Source organism: Polaribacter sp. Asnod1-A03, assembly GCF_045063585.1.
Lineage (GTDB): Bacteria > Bacteroidota > Bacteroidia > Flavobacteriales > Flavobacteriaceae > Polaribacter.
In genome coordinates, this window is record NZ_JBEFOE010000009.1 from 3506007 (window position 1) to 3522925 (window position 16919).

Annotated in this window: 13 protein-coding genes; 11 read left to right on the forward strand and 2 right to left on the reverse strand. The window is 29.7% G+C overall.

Annotated elements, in window-relative coordinates; translation table 11 throughout:
• Positions 1-38: 38 nt before the first annotated feature.
• The 5 genes from ACJJVY_RS15755 to ACJJVY_RS15775 all read left to right on the forward strand — a co-directional run bounded on the left by ACJJVY_RS15755 (position 39) and on the right by ACJJVY_RS15775 (position 6500).
• Positions 39-2597 carry a TonB-dependent receptor gene (locus tag ACJJVY_RS15755; RefSeq protein ID WP_405611010.1) on the forward strand — a complete coding sequence of 853 codons (2559 nt, stop codon included), beginning with the start codon at positions 39-41 and terminating at the stop codon, positions 2595-2597.
• A gap of 12 nt (positions 2598-2609) precedes the next feature.
• Complete coding sequence (locus ACJJVY_RS15760) at positions 2610-4262, forward strand: choice-of-anchor J domain-containing protein (protein ID WP_405611013.1); 1653 nt, start codon at positions 2610-2612, stop codon at positions 4260-4262.
• A gap of 99 nt (positions 4263-4361) precedes the next feature.
• Positions 4362-4784, forward strand: a complete 423-nt coding sequence (locus ACJJVY_RS15765; protein ID WP_405611016.1) for a hypothetical protein — start codon at positions 4362-4364, stop codon at positions 4782-4784.
• A gap of 1 nt (position 4785) precedes the next feature.
• Positions 4786-5514, forward strand: coding sequence for a lysophospholipid acyltransferase family protein (locus tag ACJJVY_RS15770; protein ID WP_405611019.1), 729 nt, complete (start codon positions 4786-4788; stop codon positions 5512-5514).
• Positions 5515-5519: 5 nt separating this feature from the next.
• Positions 5520-6500 carry an acyl-ACP desaturase gene (locus ACJJVY_RS15775; protein ID WP_405611022.1) on the forward strand — a complete coding sequence of 327 codons (981 nt, stop codon included), beginning with the start codon at positions 5520-5522 and terminating at the stop codon, positions 6498-6500.
• A gap of 161 nt (positions 6501-6661) precedes the next feature.
• Here ACJJVY_RS15775 and ACJJVY_RS15780 read toward each other — a convergent pair whose 3' ends face one another.
• Positions 6662-7465: a nitrilase family protein gene (locus ACJJVY_RS15780; RefSeq protein ID WP_405611688.1), complete on the reverse strand. Its 804-nt coding sequence runs from the start codon at positions 7463-7465 to the stop codon at positions 6662-6664.
• A gap of 70 nt (positions 7466-7535) precedes the next feature.
• On the opposite strand from ACJJVY_RS15780, the gene ACJJVY_RS15785 reads away from it, so the two are divergent.
• The 4 genes from ACJJVY_RS15785 to ACJJVY_RS15800 all read left to right on the forward strand — a co-directional run bounded on the left by ACJJVY_RS15785 (position 7536) and on the right by ACJJVY_RS15800 (position 13112).
• Positions 7536-10274, forward strand: coding sequence for a PD-(D/E)XK nuclease family protein (locus tag ACJJVY_RS15785; RefSeq protein ID WP_405611025.1), 2739 nt, complete (start codon positions 7536-7538; stop codon positions 10272-10274).
• A 44-nt stretch (positions 10275-10318) separates the two neighbouring features.
• Positions 10319-11650: an MATE family efflux transporter gene (locus ACJJVY_RS15790; protein WP_405611028.1), complete on the forward strand. Its 1332-nt coding sequence runs from the start codon at positions 10319-10321 to the stop codon at positions 11648-11650.
• A 133-nt stretch (positions 11651-11783) separates the two neighbouring features.
• The gene (locus ACJJVY_RS15795) at positions 11784-12551 is read left to right on the forward strand and encodes an enoyl-CoA hydratase/isomerase family protein (RefSeq protein ID WP_405611031.1); all 768 of its coding nucleotides are present in this window, start codon (positions 11784-11786) and stop codon (positions 12549-12551) included.
• A gap of 3 nt (positions 12552-12554) precedes the next feature.
• Complete coding sequence (locus ACJJVY_RS15800) at positions 12555-13112, forward strand: MOSC domain-containing protein (RefSeq protein WP_405611034.1); 558 nt, start codon at positions 12555-12557, stop codon at positions 13110-13112.
• 104 nt (positions 13113-13216) lie between these two features.
• On the opposite strand, the gene ACJJVY_RS15805 is transcribed toward ACJJVY_RS15800, so the two are convergent.
• A complete protein-coding gene (locus ACJJVY_RS15805) occupies positions 13217-14359 on the reverse strand; it encodes an ATP-binding protein (protein ID WP_405611037.1) in 1143 nt (380 codons plus the stop codon).
• A 179-nt stretch (positions 14360-14538) separates the two neighbouring features.
• On the opposite strand from ACJJVY_RS15805, the gene ACJJVY_RS15810 reads away from it, so the two are divergent.
• Together ACJJVY_RS15810 and ACJJVY_RS15815 are read left to right on the forward strand one after the other, a co-directional pair.
• Positions 14539-15726, forward strand: a complete 1188-nt coding sequence (locus ACJJVY_RS15810; protein ID WP_405611040.1) for a phosphoglycerate kinase — start codon at positions 14539-14541, stop codon at positions 15724-15726.
• A 128-nt stretch (positions 15727-15854) separates the two neighbouring features.
• Entirely contained in the window at positions 15855-16895 is a 1041-nt protein-coding gene (locus ACJJVY_RS15815) for an aldo/keto reductase (RefSeq protein ID WP_405611043.1), read from the forward strand.
• Positions 16896-16919 lie beyond the last annotated feature (24 nt).

Here is a 16919-nt window from a genome sequence, read left to right on the forward strand (position 1 = left end):
ACAATTTTGCAGAACATTTAATAATATAAAATTAAACAATGAAAAATTTTAAAAACTTATTATTTGTAGCTCTGTTTTTTATAACAGCTACAGTTTTAGGACAAACTAAAATTACTGGTACGGTTGTAGATGATACAAACCAACCATTACCAGGCGCAAGTGTTGTTGTAAAAGGTACAACAAACGGAACATCAACAGATTTTGATGGGAAATTTACTTTAAACGCTAAAACTAATTCAGGTACTCTTGTAGTGTCTTTTGTAGGATTTAAAGCTAAGGAAGTTTCTTTTTCATCATCTAAGCTTAATGTAGGTGCAATTCAATTAGTTGAAGATGCAGGAGCATTAGACGAGATTGTAGTTACTGCTACATCATTTGCTATTGACAGAAAAACTCCAGTTGCAGTTTCAACTGTTAAAGCTTCTGATATTGAAAGAAAGTTAGGTTCTCAAGAATTTCCTGAAATTTTAAAATCTACTCCAGGGGTATATGCTACTAAATCTGGTGGTGGTTTTGGAGATGGTCGTATTAACTTACGTGGATTTAATTCTGTAAATGTTGCTGTAATGATTAACGGTGTACCTGTTAATGATATGGAAAATGGAGCAGTATACTGGTCTAACTGGGCAGGTTTATCTGATGTAACCGCTGCAATGCAAGTTCAAAGAGGTTTAGGAGCTTCTAAAGTAGCTGTACCTTCTATTGGTGGTACAATTAATATTTTATCAAAAACTTCTGATGTACAAAAAGGTGGTAGTATAATTACTTCTACAGGTAACGATGGTTACCAAAAAGCAGGTTTTACTTTATCTACAGGTTTAATGGATAATGGATTTGCTGCAACTGTATCTTTTGCTAAAATAGAAGGTGAAGGTTATATTGATGGTACACAATTTAAAGGATACAATTACTTTGTAAACTTATCTAAAGAGTTAAACGAAAATCATAAATTATCTCTTACTTCTTTTGGAGCACCACAAAGACATGGTCAAAGACAAAATAGAAGTACAATAGAAACTTATAGAAATGCTGAGTCTGGAAATAAATTTAATCCAGATTGGGGTTATAAAAACGGACAAGTTGTGCATATAGAAGATAACTTCTATCATAAATCTCAAACTTCTTTAAACCACTATTGGACAATGAGTGATAAAACTTCATTATCTACAGCAGCCTACGTTTCTTGGGGTTCTGGAGGTGGAGGTGGTACCGCTGGTGACAACACAAGTTTATTTAATGTAAGAATTGGTGGAGATGATCAACCAGTAGATTTAGATAATATTGTTGAAATCAACCAAGCAAACGGTGCTGATGGTTCTGAAGCAATTTTAAGAGCTTCTTTTAACGACCACGTATGGTATGGTGTTTTATCTACGTTTAATACGGAACTTTCTGATAGCTTTAATTTAGTTGCAGGTGTAGATTGGAGATCTTATACAGGTAAACACTATAGAGAAGTAACGGATTTATTAGGAGGTCAATTCTTCTTAGATGATTCAGATATTAACAATCCAAATGCAGCTTTACAAGTTGGAGATAAATATTCTTATTATAATGACGGAAACGTTGGTTGGTTAGGTTTCTTTGGTCAATTAGAATATGATGCAGATAGTTTTAACGCTTTTGTTTCTACTTCTTTCCAAAATACATCATACCAAAGAGTAGATTATTTTCAATATACTCCAGATAGTGACTTAAGAACTTCTGATAAATATAGTTTTCAAGGATATAGTATTAAAGGTGGGGCTAACTATAACTTAGATAGCTACAACAATATTTTTGCAAATATTGGTTACTTTGAAAGACCAGCTGATTTTGATGCAGTATTTACAAACTTTAATAACGTAGACATTAACGAAGATGCAGAAAATCAAAAGATTTTTAGTGTAGAATTAGGTTATGGTTTAAGAGGTGAAAAATTTGCTGCAAACGTAAACTTATACAGAACTAAATGGAGTGATAGAACTTTTACAGAAACTGTACCAAGTTTTGTTTCAGGTCAAGATGATTTTACAGCAAATATTTTAGGTGTAGATGCTATACACCAAGGGGCAGAGTTTGACTTTACTTACAAACCTTCAGATAAATTAACTGTAACAGGTATGTTGTCTTTAGGAGACTGGAAATGGGATAATGATATTTTAGATACACCAATCTTTGATGGAGATCAAAATTTAGTAGCAACTGTAGATTTATTAATTAAAGACTTAAAGGTTGCAGATGCTGCACAAACTACAGCAGCATTAGGTTTCTTATATAAATTTTGGGATAAAACAAGTATTACTGTAGATTATAACTACTTTGCTAATCTTTATGCAGATTTTAATGTTTTAGGAAGTGCAAACTTTACTGAAACAGGAGAAGTTAAAGAAGAAAGTGAAAGAATTGATAATACTTGGAAAGCACCTAACTATAGTACTTTTGATGCAAGTTTACGTCACGGATTTAGCTTAGGTCAATTTGATGCTACTGTTACTGCTCGTATAAACAATATATTTGATACAGAGTATATTGCTGATGCAACAGATGCTGATGATCCATTAGTATACTTTGGATTCGGAAGAACTTACAACTTAGGATTAAAAATTAATTTTTAAAAAATTATAAAAATGAAAAAAATATTTTATTCATTAGCAATATTTTCATTGTTATTCACAGCTTGTGAAAACCCAATGGAAGACATTTATGAAGAGATTGATGCCAATCCTTCAGCAATTGTAGGTGATGTAACTTATACGGTTACCGATGAAGATTATGAAGAGTTTGGTTTAACTTATGGTAGCTTTAACTCAGAAGACGAAGCAAAAGAAATTTTTCCTGATTTTTTAACAGAAAAATATCCAGTTTGGGGTAAAGGTTCTTCTGCGTTAATAGAGTATAAGTTATATGTTGGTAGTGCAGATGGTATTAGTGACTACACTTATTCAGATGAATACTCTTTAGAACTTACAGATTATCCATCATTTACAACAGACAATGCAGTAGCTTTTTATGAAAGTGAAAATGCTGGAGATTTTATACCTACTACTTTAGAGGATAACTTTACAACTGCTGAAGAAGGAGATGTTGTATTAGCTAAATATAGCCAATATGTTGGTGAAACTGTAATTGGAATTACAGAATTCTATACAGCAGATTTTGCAGGTGAAAAATCTTTATTAGATTATGAAGCTGTAAGTGTTAGTGGAGATCAAACATGGGTAGCTACTCAATATGGAATTGAAGTTACAGGTTATGACGGTGGTGATAGATTTGAAAATGAAGATTGGTTAATTTCACCAGATATTGATTTATCTAGTTTTCCAAATTCAACATTTCAAATAAATCAAACTTTCAATTATGGAGATCCTTCAAGCTTTAGTGTTTTAATTTCAACTGATTATACAGATGATATTACAACAGCAACTTGGGATGTTCTTGATTTAACTAATGTTCCTGATGGAAGTTCTTGGGATGATATAGTATCTGAAGAATATAGTTTAGCTGCTTATAATGGAGAAACTATCAATATTGCTTTTAAATATACATCTACAGATACTGATGCAGGAACTTATCAAGTAAATTATGTAGCTTTAAAAGCTTCTGGTGTTGAAGGTGAAACAGTAAGTGTATCAGAATTCTATACTTTTGATGGTTCTGCTTGGGAATTATCTGAAGGTGTTTACTATTTAAGTGATGCTGATTTCGATTCTATGGGAGAAGGAGATGATCAACCAGGTGAATACAATAACTTTGGTAGTTCTATTTCTCCTGATGGTTATTTACCTACTTTCTTAGGTATCAAATATCCTTATGCTCAAGAAGGAGATGTTTTAGATGTAATTTATAAGTATTATTCAAGTTCATCAGGAGCTCAATTAAGAGGAAACCTTTATACTTTTACTTCTGGTGTTTGGACAGGTTATGAGTCTACAATTACTACTTCTTTACAATTAGGTCATGATGGTACAACTTGGGTTCCTGACAATACTATTAAATATGAGTTAACAGGTGCTGATTATACTTTAATAGCAGATACTTATAGAGATGTTGCGGGTTATTCTAGTGCTGTTGGTAACTTAGAAAACTATGGAAACATTAGTACTTTTAATTGGGATGATGATCAAATTGACACTGTTTTAAATACAGTTATAGAAGCTCGTTACCCAGGTTTAGCAGAAGGTCAAAAATTTGCTATGACTATTTATGTTTATGATGGTTCTTCTCATAACATTACAATTAATTATATTCAAGAAGGAGGCGTTTACGTAAGAAACGAATAATTCTTATAATTATAAAAATTACAAAACCACCTCAATCGAGGTGGTTTTTTTTTATATAAAATTAGTAACTTTACGTTTTTATAAAATCAAATTCATAAAATGAAAGACATACATTCATATTGGGCATATTTAGTATTAGCTATTTTAATTTTTGCAGTATTTAATGCTATTACTGGGGTTGTTAAAAAAAGAACATTTACAGATAAAGATTTAAGAATAGGTCTATTTGCCTTAATAGTATCTCATATTCAACTTTTAATAGGTTTGGGTTGGTATTTTATGTCTGATGCCTATAAATTATTAAAAGAAGATGCTGCATCTGTTATGAGTGATAGTGGTATGCGTCTTTTATCTGTAGAACATCCTATTATGATGATTTTAGCAATTGTTTTAATAACAATAGGTTGGTCTAAACATAAAAAGAAAACAGAAAGTATTGCAAAATTTAAAACATTTGCTATTTTTTATGGTATTGCATTATTGCTAATATTATCTAGAATCCCTTGGAGTAACTGGTTTTAATATGAAAGTATTAAGTTACATATTATCACCAATTTTTGTGTTCGTGTTTTTTTTATTGCTTTTAATTTTTCATCCACTTCAGTGGTTAGGATTAAAATTATTTGGTCATAAAGGGCATCAGTCTGTGGTAGATTATATGAATTGGTTTTTAGCAAAATCACTTTTAATTTTAGGTATTTCTGTTAGAATAAAAAATAAACATGAATTACCAGAAGATAGTTCACTTATTTTTGTATCAAACCATCAAAGTATGTTTGATATTTCTCCTATTAGTTGGGCATTTAGAAAACATCAACCAAAATTTGTATCAAAAAAAGAATTAGGTAAAGGCATACCAAGTATATCTTTTAATTTAAAAAACGGAGGAGCTGCTTTAATTGATAGAAAAGATCCTAAGCAAGCAATTTCTGCTTTAATGCAATTTTCTAAAAGGATAAAAGAGAATAATTGGGGAGCAGTTATTTTTCCTGAAGGAACAAGAAGTAGAGATGGTAAACCTAAAAGATTTGCTTCCAATGGCTTAAAAGTGATTACAAAGTTTAATAAAGAAGGATATATTGTTCCTTTAACCATAAATAATTCGTGGAAAGTTTTTAAATACGGAAAATTTCCATTAGGTTTAGGTAGTCCAATTATAATTGAGACTCATAAACCAATAAAAATTAACTCTTTACCTTTTGATGAGTTGCTAGAACAAACAGAAAAAGTGATTAAAGAAAACATAAAATAAAGATTATGTCTATATACAATGTAAGAAAAGAAGTGATGCTTACTTTAGAAAAAAGTATGCAAACTTTTGTAGATAAATACTTAATTCCTGCTGAAAAAATTTGGCAGCCAACAGATTTTTTACCAAATTCTCAAAAAGATTCTTTTATATCAGAAGTAGAAGAAATTAGAGAATTATCTAAAGAATTGCATGATGATTTTTGGATTGTTTTAGTAGGAGATACTATTACAGAAGAAGCATTACCAACATACGAATCTTGGTTACTGGATTTAGATGGAGTTAGCCAAGACCCAGACAATAGTTGGGCAAAATGGGTAAGAACCTGGACTGCAGAAGAAAACAGACATGGAGACGTTTTAAATAAATACTTGTACTTATCTGGGCGTGTTAATATGAGAGAAGTAGAAATATCTACACAGCATTTAATTGCCGATGGTTTTGATATTGGTACATCTACAGACCCATACAAAAACTTTGTATATACAAGTTTTCAAGAATTAGCAACGTATGTTTCTCATAATAACGTAGCAAAAATTGCACGTAAAAAAGGACACAAAGCTTTAGCAAAAATGTCTAAAATTATTGCAGGAGATGAGATGCGTCATCATCAAGCGTATACAGAGTTTGTAAGAGAAATATTTAAAATAGATCCTAGCGAAATGATGTTGGCTTTCCAACACATGATGAAATACAAAATTGTTATGCCTGCAATGCATTTAAGAGAATCTTTTAATGAAAAAGGATCTTTGTTTGATGATTTTTCATCCGTAGCTCAAAGAATTGGTGTTTATACCGGTTTCGATTATGTAGATATTATTAGAAAATTAAACACAGCTTGGGAGATAGATAAGATTACAAACCTTACACCAGAAGCAGAAAAAGCAAGAGATTATCTAATGAAATTACCAGACAGAATGTACAGGATTACAGAAAGAATTGTAGTGCCAGATACAGACTTTAAATTTAAATGGATGATACCAAGTTAGTAGATTAGAAGCTATTTCCTGCTTTCCATTGTATCTTTTTTTGAAAAAACAAAAAAAGGATGCCATTTCAATCAGGGCTAAACTTGTTTGTTAGCTTTTAGAAAAATTATAAAACAAAGAAACCTTTTAGGCTTAAAACCGAAAGGTTTTTTTATTGTTTTTTACAGAATAGAAAAAATATCTTTATCATTTAAAAAGCCTAGTTTTTTTCTTGCTAAATCCTGTTTAGATTTAAGTAAAGTGTTAGTTATAATACCAGCAGAATCATCTTCTATGTTGGCAATTTCATCACCCAAATAATCGATGATTAAAGAATTGCCAGAGTATTCATAATCGTTTATGTCTTTACCTGTTCTATTCACTCCGATAACGTAACTCATGTTCTCGATTGCACGTGCTTTTAAAAGAGTTTCCCAAGCTCTAATTCTTTTTAAAGGCCAATTAGCAACAAAAATTAAAAGATCGTAATTTTCGGTATTTCTTGCCCAAACAGGAAAACGTAAATCATAACAAATTAAAGGACAAATTTTCCATCCTTTATAATCAATAATTAATTTTTCTGAGCCAGAAGAATATACTTTATCTTCTCCAGCCAAGGTAAAAGGGTGCTTTTTATCATAAGTTACAATTTTGCCATTTGGATGAACAAATACCAAACGATTATAATATTTTATATTACTTTGAGCACAGTCGAAAGGTTTTTCTGATATCACCAAACTTCCACAAATAGCGAATTTATTTTCTATTGCCATTTTCTGCATCCAAGTAACAGAAATACCATCCATAGTTTCTGCTATTTTATCAGGATTCATGCTAAAACCAGTAGTAAACATTTCAGGCAAGACAACTAAATGGGGGTTTTTAGGTAGAGATTTGATTTTTGTTTCAAAAAAAATAAGATTTTTTTCTGGGTTTTCCCAGGCTAAATCAGCTTGAATTCCTACAACGTGCAAAGCATCAGACATTAAAATAATTTTAAAGATTAAAAGACGTATAAATGTAAGATTTTGTAATTTAGAAAACCAAAAAAATGCCATGCAATCTTTTATTTCAGATACTTTAGATGATATTTTAAAAAGCACAAAATCTTTTGAAAACGTTGTGTTTATTTTGCCTTCTCAAAGAGCAAAAGTGTTTGCTAAACAGGTTTTTAAAGATAAAATTATAGCAGGATTTTTACCAGAAATTATAAATGTAGAACAATTTATTAATCAGGTTTCTAAGGTAGAAAAAGCAGATAGCATTCAGTTATTATTTCATTTTTATACGATTTACAAAAGCTTAGAAAAGGATGCTGTTACTTTTGATGTTTTTTCTTCTTGGGCTTTTACGGTAATTCAAGATTTTAACGAGATAGATCAACATTTAATAAATACAAAAGACATTTTCATTTATTTAAGAGATATACAAAGATTAAAAAAATGGTCTGTAAAAGGTGAGTTTAAAGAAACAGAATTAATGAAAGATCATTATTCTTTTCTAGAAAAATTAAACATTTTTTACAACGCTTTTTATAGTTTTTTGGTAGAAAAAAACATTGGTTATCAAGGTTTAATTTACAGAGAATCTTGTAAAAAAATTGATAAATATTTAGAAGAAAACAAACATAAAAAATTCTTTTTTATTGGTTTTAATGCTTTAAATACAGCAGAAGAATATTTGTTTCAGAAAGTATTAGAAAGGGGTAAATCAGAAATTTATTGGGATATTGATGAAGCTTTTTTTTACAATAATCATCAAGCCGGAAGATTTATAAGAAGGTTTAAAAACGAATGGAAATATTACGAGAAAAATGAAATTAAAACCATTGGTAATACTTTTTCTCAACCTAAAAAAATAGAAGTAATTGGTGCATCTAAAAATACAACTCAGATGAAATATGCTGGAGAAGTTTTAGAAAAGTTTACCGATTTTAAAAATACTGCATTAGTTTTGGCAGACGAAACTTTATTGCCAATTACCTTAAATTCTTTGCCAAAAAACATCAATGCAATCAATATAACTATGGGATATCCTTTAAAAGATATACCAACTACAAGTTTGTTGTTTTCTATTTTTCAATTGTTTATTTCTCAAGAAAAATTGCAAAAAACGCTTGTAAACGAGTTTTATCATAAAGATGTTATTCGGTTTTTAAAACATCAATCTATTTATAAATTAATTCCAGAAATAGATGCTTTTTCCGATGAAGTTGCCAAACAAAATCTAACATTTATCAACCAAAACTACATTCATGATTTTTTAGAAAATATAGCATCAAACTTAAAAGAAATTATTGTTTCTATTTTTAGTAGTTATGTTTCTATTGATGAGTTTATAAGTAGAATTTTAAATTTAATAGATTGTTTAAAAGAAGATGTTGTAGATTTAGAAAAAGAATATTTGTTTCGTTTTTACACTACGTTTACGCAGTTAAAAACATTGCAAAGTGAGTTTAAGTATTTTTCTGATTTAAAAACATTGTCACTTTTTTTTAGACAATTAATAGCCTCAGAAAGTTTGTCTTTTCAAGGAGAACCTTTAAGAGGTTTACAGTTGATGGGAATGTTAGAAACACGTGTTTTAGATTTTGAAAACATTGTTTTAGTTTCTACAAACGAAGGGATTTTACCCGCAAGTAGTCAGCAAAATTCTTTTATCCCTTTTGATGTAAAAGTAGAATTTGGTTTGCCAACTTACAGAGAAAAAGATGCAATTTTTTCCTATCATTTTTTTAGATTGATGCAAAGAGCAAAAAATGTTTTTATCATTTATAATACAGAACACGATGTTTTTGGACGAGGGGAAAAAAGCAGATTTGTAACGCAATTAGAAATGATGCGAACAGATATTGTTCAAAAAATTGTGGCACCAAAAATAGTTTCTGATAAAATTGAATTAAAAAAGATTAAAAAAAACGAAGCTGTTTTAGAAAAGCTAAAAGAATTGGCAAGAAAAGGAATTTCGCCATCTGCGTTAACTAATTATTTGTACAATCCTATTTCTTTTTACAAACAAAAAGTGTTAAAATTAACAGAGTTTGAAGATGTAGAAGAAACAGTTGCTTACAACACTTTAGGTACTGTTGTGCACGAAACTTTAGATAAATTATATAAACCTTTTGAGGGGAAGTTTTTAACTGTAGAAAGTATAGAAACAATGCAAAAGTTATCTAAAGATTTGGTAATTTATTATTTTAAAGAAGAGTTTAAAAACGGAGACATTTCTACTGGAAGAAATCGTTTAATTTTTGAGGTTGCAAATCGATTTGTAAATAATTTTTTAAAGCAAGAAAAAGAGTTGCTAAAAGATAAAAACAATCAATTAAAAATAATTTCTACCGAAGAAAATTTAGCAACTTATATAAAAATAGAAGGTATAGATTTTCCTGTCAAAATTCATGGGCAAGTAGATAGAGTAGACGAGTTAAATGGTATTTTAAGAATTATAGATTACAAAACTGGAATGGTAAGTAGTACAAATTTAAAAGTACCAGATTTTGAGAATTTAAGAGAAGATAAACATCATAAAGCCATACAGGTTTTATTATACGCTTATTTGTATACAAAGAGTAAAAATTTCGACTTTTCTAAATCTTTAGAAGGCGGAATTTATTCTTTTAAAAACTTAAATAGTGGTTTTTTATCAGTTAACTTTTCATCAAATTATAGAAAACCAGATGTAGAGATTACAGAAGAAAAGTTAGAAGTATTTATAACAGAAATTAAAACTTATATTAAAGAAATTTATAATATTGACGAAGATTTTGTAGAACCTGCAGATTTAAAATATTAAAGTTTTTCTTATTTAGAAATGTACCTTTGTAAAAAAATATATTTTTGAGCACAGATATTAGTTTTAAAAAGATAAATAATTTGGCAATTCCTGCTTTAATTGCTGGTATTGCAGAACCTTTATTGTCTATTACAGATACCGCAATTATTGGTAATATAGATAAAAATGCTACAGAAAGTTTAGCGGCTGTTGGTATTGTGGGCGCATTTATATCGATGCTAATTTGGGTTTTCGGCCAAATAAGAAGTGCAATTTCGTCTATAGTTTCTCAATATGTTGGTGCAAATAAATTAGATCAAGTAAAAAGTTTGCCAGCACAAGCAATTGCTATTGTTGTTTTAGGTAGTTTGGTTGTTTTGGCTATTTCTTATCCGTTTGCAAAACAGATTTTTCAGTTTTACAATGCATCTGGTACTGTGTTAGAGTATTGTATTACTTATTTTAAAATTAGAATTTTCGGTTTTCCGTTTTCACTTTTTGTATTTGCTGTTTTTGGAGTTTTTAGAGGTTTACAAAACACATTTTATCCGATGATAATTGCTATTATTGGTGCACTTTTAAATATTGTTTTAGACTTAGCTTTTGTATATGGAATTGAAGGTTTTTTACCAGCAATGAATATTGAAGGTGCAGCCTATGCAAGTGTAATAGCACAAATTATAATGGCCATAATTTCGGTGGTTTTATTGATGAAAAAAACTTCGATTACTTTACAATTAAACTTGCCTTTTCATAAAGAAATTCCGCGTTTATTAGGTATGATTGGTAATTTATTTATTAGAACAATTGCCTTAAATACTGCGTTGTATTTTGCCACTTCTTACGCAACAGGTTATGGTAAAGAATATATTGCTGCTTATACAATTGGTATAAATTTATGGCTATTAGGTGCTTTTATGATTGATGGTTATTCTAGTGCAGGAAATATTTTATCAGGTAAATTATTAGGAGCCAAAGATTATAAAACACTAATTACGTTAAGTAATAAATTGTTTAAATATGGTTTTTCAACTGGTGTTTTAGTCGCTATTATAGGGTTTATATTTTATAATTTTGTTGGACTAATTTTTACAAAAGACGATTTAGTTTTAGAAAAATTTAATGATGTTTTTTGGATTGTTTTAATCATTCAGCCAATAAATGCAATTACTTTTATTTTTGATGGAATGTTCAAAGGAATGGGAGAAATGAAATACCTAAGAAACCTTTTAATCCTTTCTACAGCTTTAGTTTTTATTCCAACTTTGTTGATATTTGACTATTACAATTTAAAATTAACAGCTATTTGGATTGCTTTTATTTTTTGGATGGTTGCAAGAGGTTTACCTTTGATTATTAAATTTAGAAATAAATTTTTGCCATTAATTAACAATTAATTTGTTTTATGGAGTGCATTAGAGAGGTTTTTAAACTTATGTCAGTTTAAGTGTGTTTCTGAAAAATGAAGAAAAATGTATCGAGAACTTTTATAATTTAAATCTTATTTTTACAAAAAAAGAAGAAATATTTATGATTACAAATAGACAAAACGGAAGTTTATATACCAAGATTCAAAATAAAATTGCAACTATAGAATTTGGGCATCCAGCAAGTAATTCTTTTCCGAGTGAATTGTTAGAAAGGTTGGCTAAAGAATTTGTTTCTGTAGGTAATAATGATGAAGTTTCTGTAATTATCTTAAAATCTGAAGGAGAAAAAGCTTTTTGTGCAGGAGCTTCTTTTGATGAATTGGTAGCAATTACAAATCTAGAAGAAGGCAAACAATTTTTCTCTGGTTTTGCAAATGTAATTAACGCAATGAGAACTTGCGGAAAGCTAATAATTGGTAGAGTACAAGGTAAAACTGTTGGTGGTGGCGTTGGTTTATCTGCTGCTTGTGATTATGTTTTAGCTACAGAAAATGCTGCAATTAAATTATCTGAATTTACCATTGGTATTGGTCCTTTTGTAATAGAACCTGCCGTAACTCGTAAAATTGGAATAGCAGCAACCGCAGAACTTACTTTAGATGCAACAAACTGGAAAAATGCTTATTGGGCAAAAGAAAAAGGGTTGTATGCACGTGTTTTTGAAAACATAAATGATTTGGATAAAGAAGTAGAAATTTTATCAGAAAAACTAGCAAGTTATAATCCAATTGCTTTATTAGAAATGAAAAAAGTATTATGGAAAGAAACTGATGATTGGAGTTATTTACTAACAGAAAGAGCTGCGGTTTCTGGTGAATTGGTTTTGTCTGATTTTACTAAAAAAGCATTGTCTAAATTTAAAAAATAGTTGATGAAAATTGTTTCTACAAACATAGGAGAACGACAAGAAATTAATTGGAAAGGAAAATTAATAACAACTGGTATATTTAAGTTTTCTGTTGATAAATCTATTTTTTTAGATATAGAAGATGTAAAAGAGGATGCTGTTTGTGATAGAGAACATCACGGAGGAATTTTACAAGCAGTTTATGGTTATTCTTTAAAACATTACGATTATTTTAAAAAATTATATCCAGATTTAGAATTTGAAAATGGAATTTTTGGAGAAAACTTAACCATTGATGATTTAGATGAAACTAAAATTCATCAAGGAGATACTTTTAAAGTTGGCGAAACTATTTTAGAAGCAACGGTACAAAGAAATCCGTGTATGAAATTAGGAGTTCGTTTCAATAATATGAAAATTGTAAAACAATTTTGGAATACTACTTTTTGTGGAGTATATTTTAAAGTGATACAAACCGGTTTTGTTAAGTCTGGTGATGTTTTTGAGCAAATAAAATCTTGCCCAGAAAACCCAACAATTGCAGATTTGTATGTTGCTAAAAGACTTGCAAAAGGGATTTAAAGTTTGATTTTTGAGTTTTATTCGCAAACAAGTTTAGCCCAGATTGAGCGGTTTGTTTAAGCTCTTTTTTGCCGTTTTTTAGGTAGAGAAAGCACGAAATGTTTCTAAACCTTTTCTTCTTTTTTATGTAAAAAACGAGTTAGTTTCATAGAAAGGTCTAATAAAATAATTTTAGCATTTCCGTTTCTTTCTATGTGATACATAGCATCATTTAATTCTTTTTCTATGTCTAGAATATTTCCAGAATGTACAAAAGGCGCAAATTTAGAAAGCTGAAATCCAGTTTTAGTTTCCATAAAAACCAAATTTTCCGACTTGTAATTCAATAACATTGCCTGTCTAAAAAACTGTAAACAATAATCTAAAAATCGTTTTTGAGTTTCTCGACCGGTTTTAGCAATAGTATCAGACCATTCAATTAATTGTTGTACAACAGCAGCATTTCCTTTTGCTTTAAAAGCAGTTCTTATCCAAGCAACAAACCATTCTTCAAAAACCAAATCAGAAGAATCATTGTGTAATAAATGTAATGCTTTGTTAAAATTACCTTCTGCTTGATGTGCAATTTTTGCGGCATCATTATCAGAAACCTGATGATCTACAACCAAAGTATTGCTAATGTCTTGTTCGCTTAACGCAGGAAAATGCAATGCTTGGCAACGAGATTTAATTGTATTTATAATTTGCTCCTCGTTTTCTGTAATTAAAATAAACACGGTTTTTTCTGGCGGTTCTTCTATCAGTTTTAATAATTTGTTAGCAGCAGCAATATTCATTTTTTCTGCCATCCAAATAATCATTACTTTAAAACCACCTTCGTAACTTTTAAGTTTTAGTTTTTTTACAACCTCCTCGGCTTCATCAACACCAATAATTCCTTGTTTGTTTTCTACACCAATATGTTGCAGCCAATTAAACAAACTTCCATAAGGTTGTGTTGCAATAAATTTTCGCCAATCTTCTAAAAACAAACTACTAACTGGGTGTTTTTTTACATCGTTATTAGAAGTAACAGGAAAAGCAAAGTGCAAATCTGGGTGTTGCAATTTGTCGCATTTTAAATTACAAACATCTGCATTATCAGAAAAATTACATAATAAAAATTGTGCGTAGGCAATTGCCATTGGTAAAGTTCCGCTACCTTCTTTACCCACAAATAATTGCGCGTGTGGTATTCTGCCGTTTTCTGCAGATACTTTTAAATGTTTTTTTATGTGATCTTGGCCGATAATTTGGTTAAAAAGCATAGGCAAATATAAAATTTGTTTGTCATTAATACATCAATTATGTAAATCTATCTTAATGGTTCTGTAATTCATTTAAACAGTAGTTTTTATCTTCGAAAACGTTGTATTAAATTTAAGAGTTATAGACTTAAAAAGAGTAAATAAATCGGTATTTTTGTTAAAAATAGAATTAATAAAAGATGAAAACACTAAAAGATTTTAATTTCAAGAATAAGAAAGCGTTAATTCGTGTAGATTTTAATGTGCCTTTAAATGATAAGTTTGAAGTAACAGATGCTACAAGAATACAAGCGGCAAAATCTACAATTATAGATATTTTAGAGCAAGATGGTAGTTGTATCTTAATGTCTCACTTAGGTAGACCAAAAGGATTTCAAGATGAGTTTTCTTTAGGACATATTGTAGAAAAAGCAACAGAAATATTAGGTGTTAAAGTAAAATTTGTTGAAGATTGTATTGGAGATAAAGTAGAAGAAGCTGTTACAAATTTAGAGTCTGGAGAAATCTTATTATTAGAAAACTTACGTTTTTACGAAGAAGAGAAAAAAGGAGATGTTGCTTTTGCAGAAAAGTTATCAAAATTTGGAGATGTATATGTAAATGATGCTTTTGGTACTGCACACAGAGCGCACGCATCAACAACAATTATTGCACAATTTTTTGAAGAGAACAAATGTTTCGGAAACTTATTAGCAAGAGAAATAGAGAGTATAGATAAAGTTTTAAACAACTCAGAAAAACCAGTTTTAGCAATTTTAGGTGGTGCAAAAGTATCATCAAAAATTACAGTAATTGAAAATATTTTAGATAAAGTAGATCATTTAATTATTGGTGGTGGAATGAGTTTTACTTTTGTAAAAGCAAAAGGCGGTACTGTAGGAGATTCTATTTGTGAAGATGATAAAATGGATTTAGCTTTAGATATTTTAAAGCAGGCAGAAGCTAAAGGGGTTTCTGTTCATATCCCTGTAGATGTAATTGCTGCGGATGATTTTTCTAATACAGCAAACACACAAATTATAGATATTACTGAAATTCCTGATGGATGGCAAGGTTTAGATGCTGGACCAAAATCTAGAGAAATTTTTGATGATGTTGTAAACAAGTGTAAAACTATTTTATGGAACGGACCTTTAGGTGTTTTTGAAATGGAAACTTTTGCAGAAGGAACAATTGCTTTAGGAAACTCTATTAATACAGCTACTAAAAGCGGAGCATTTTCTTTAGTTGGTGGTGGAGATTCTGTTGCTGCTGTAAAACAATTTGGGTTTGCAGATAAAGTAAGTTATGTTTCTACTGGTGGTGGTGCTATGTTAGAAATGTTAGAAGGTAAAACTTTACCAGGAATTGAAGCTATTTTAAAATAGTAAAAAATATAATTTAAGCTTAAAACAGCGTGTAATTTTAAAATTGCACGCTGTTTTATTTTTATACATTTGATGTAAGTTTTTTAATAATTAAACGAATAAATAGCTAAACGATTACTCACTTTACAATGAAATACACAACACTACCAAATACAGATACAAAAGTTTCTAAAATTTGTTTAGGAACTATGACTTGGGGAAACCAAAACACAGAAGCAGAAGCTCATCAACAAATGGATTACGCTTTAGAACAAGGTGTTAATTTTTTTGATGCTGCAGAATTATATCCAGTTCCAGCAAATGCAGAAACTTATGGAGCTACAGAGAAAATTATTGGTTCTTGGTTAAAAAAAACGGGTAATAGAAGCAAAGTAGTTTTGGCAAGTAAAATTGCTGGTGGCGGAGATTATACAGCGCATATTAGAAAAGGTGGTTTAAATAAAAAAAATATTAAAGAAGCTATAGAAAACAGCTTACAACGTTTAGAAACCGACTATATAGATTTATATCAATTGCATTGGCCAAATCGTAGTGTAAATGTTTTTGGTACAAGAGATTTCCCTACAGACACTATCAAAAGCGAAACTGAAAATTATTTTGAAATTTTAGAAACTCTTCAAAATTTAATAAAGCAGGGGAAATTAAAACACATTGGCTTGTCTAATGAAACTCCTTGGGGAACTATGAAATACCTACAAGCTGCTGATCAAAACAATTTACCAAGACCTGTAACTATTCAGAATTCATATTCTATGATTCATAGAAGTTATGAAGCTGGTATGAGCGAAGTTTCTTTAAGAGAAAACATTGGTTTGTTAGCATATTCTCCTTTAGCACAAGGTGTTTTAACTGGTAAATATTTAGACGGAAATTACCCTGAAGGATCTAGAGGAGATTTATACCCAAGATTTATTTCTAGATATAAAAATGAAGGTTCTGAAACAGCAGTTAAAAAATATTTAACAATTGCTAAAAAACATAATTTAACACTTACAGAATTGTCTTTGGCTTTTATCAATCAATTGCCATTTGTAACAAGTAATATTATTGGAGCAACAAAAATGGATCAATTAAAAGAAAATATCAATTCTATAAATATTGATTTATCGGATGAAGTTTTAAAAGAAATTGAAGCAGTTCATGTAGCAATACCAAATCCTGCTCCTTAATAAAAAGTGAAAAACCGAAGTAGA

What these genes read in the sequence shown, in the direction of transcription:
- ACJJVY_RS15800 (WP_405611034.1), top strand. Translation starts at nt 12,555, where the DNA reads ATGAAAATTGTTTCTACAAACATAGGAGAACGACAAGAAATTAATTGG.
- ACJJVY_RS15760 (WP_405611013.1), top strand. Translation starts at nt 2,610, where the DNA reads ATGAAAAAAATATTTTATTCATTAGCAATATTTTCATTGTTATTCACA.
- ACJJVY_RS15795 (WP_405611031.1), top strand. Translation starts at nt 11,784, where the DNA reads ATGATTACAAATAGACAAAACGGAAGTTTATATACCAAGATTCAAAAT.
- ACJJVY_RS15815 (WP_405611043.1), top strand. Translation starts at nt 15,855, where the DNA reads ATGAAATACACAACACTACCAAATACAGATACAAAAGTTTCTAAAATT.
- ACJJVY_RS15765 (WP_405611016.1), top strand. Translation starts at nt 4,362, where the DNA reads ATGAAAGACATACATTCATATTGGGCATATTTAGTATTAGCTATTTTA.
- ACJJVY_RS15780 (WP_405611688.1), bottom strand. Translation starts at nt 7,465, where the DNA reads ATGTCTGATGCTTTGCACGTTGTAGGAATTCAAGCTGATTTAGCCTGG.
- ACJJVY_RS15770 (WP_405611019.1), top strand. Translation starts at nt 4,786, where the DNA reads ATGAAAGTATTAAGTTACATATTATCACCAATTTTTGTGTTCGTGTTT.
- ACJJVY_RS15810 (WP_405611040.1), top strand. Translation starts at nt 14,539, where the DNA reads ATGAAAACACTAAAAGATTTTAATTTCAAGAATAAGAAAGCGTTAATT.
- ACJJVY_RS15755 (WP_405611010.1), top strand. Translation starts at nt 39, where the DNA reads ATGAAAAATTTTAAAAACTTATTATTTGTAGCTCTGTTTTTTATAACA.
- ACJJVY_RS15805 (WP_405611037.1), bottom strand. Translation starts at nt 14,359, where the DNA reads ATGCTTTTTAACCAAATTATCGGCCAAGATCACATAAAAAAACATTTA.
- ACJJVY_RS15775 (WP_405611022.1), top strand. Translation starts at nt 5,520, where the DNA reads ATGTCTATATACAATGTAAGAAAAGAAGTGATGCTTACTTTAGAAAAA.
- ACJJVY_RS15785 (WP_405611025.1), top strand. Translation starts at nt 7,536, where the DNA reads ATGCAATCTTTTATTTCAGATACTTTAGATGATATTTTAAAAAGCACA.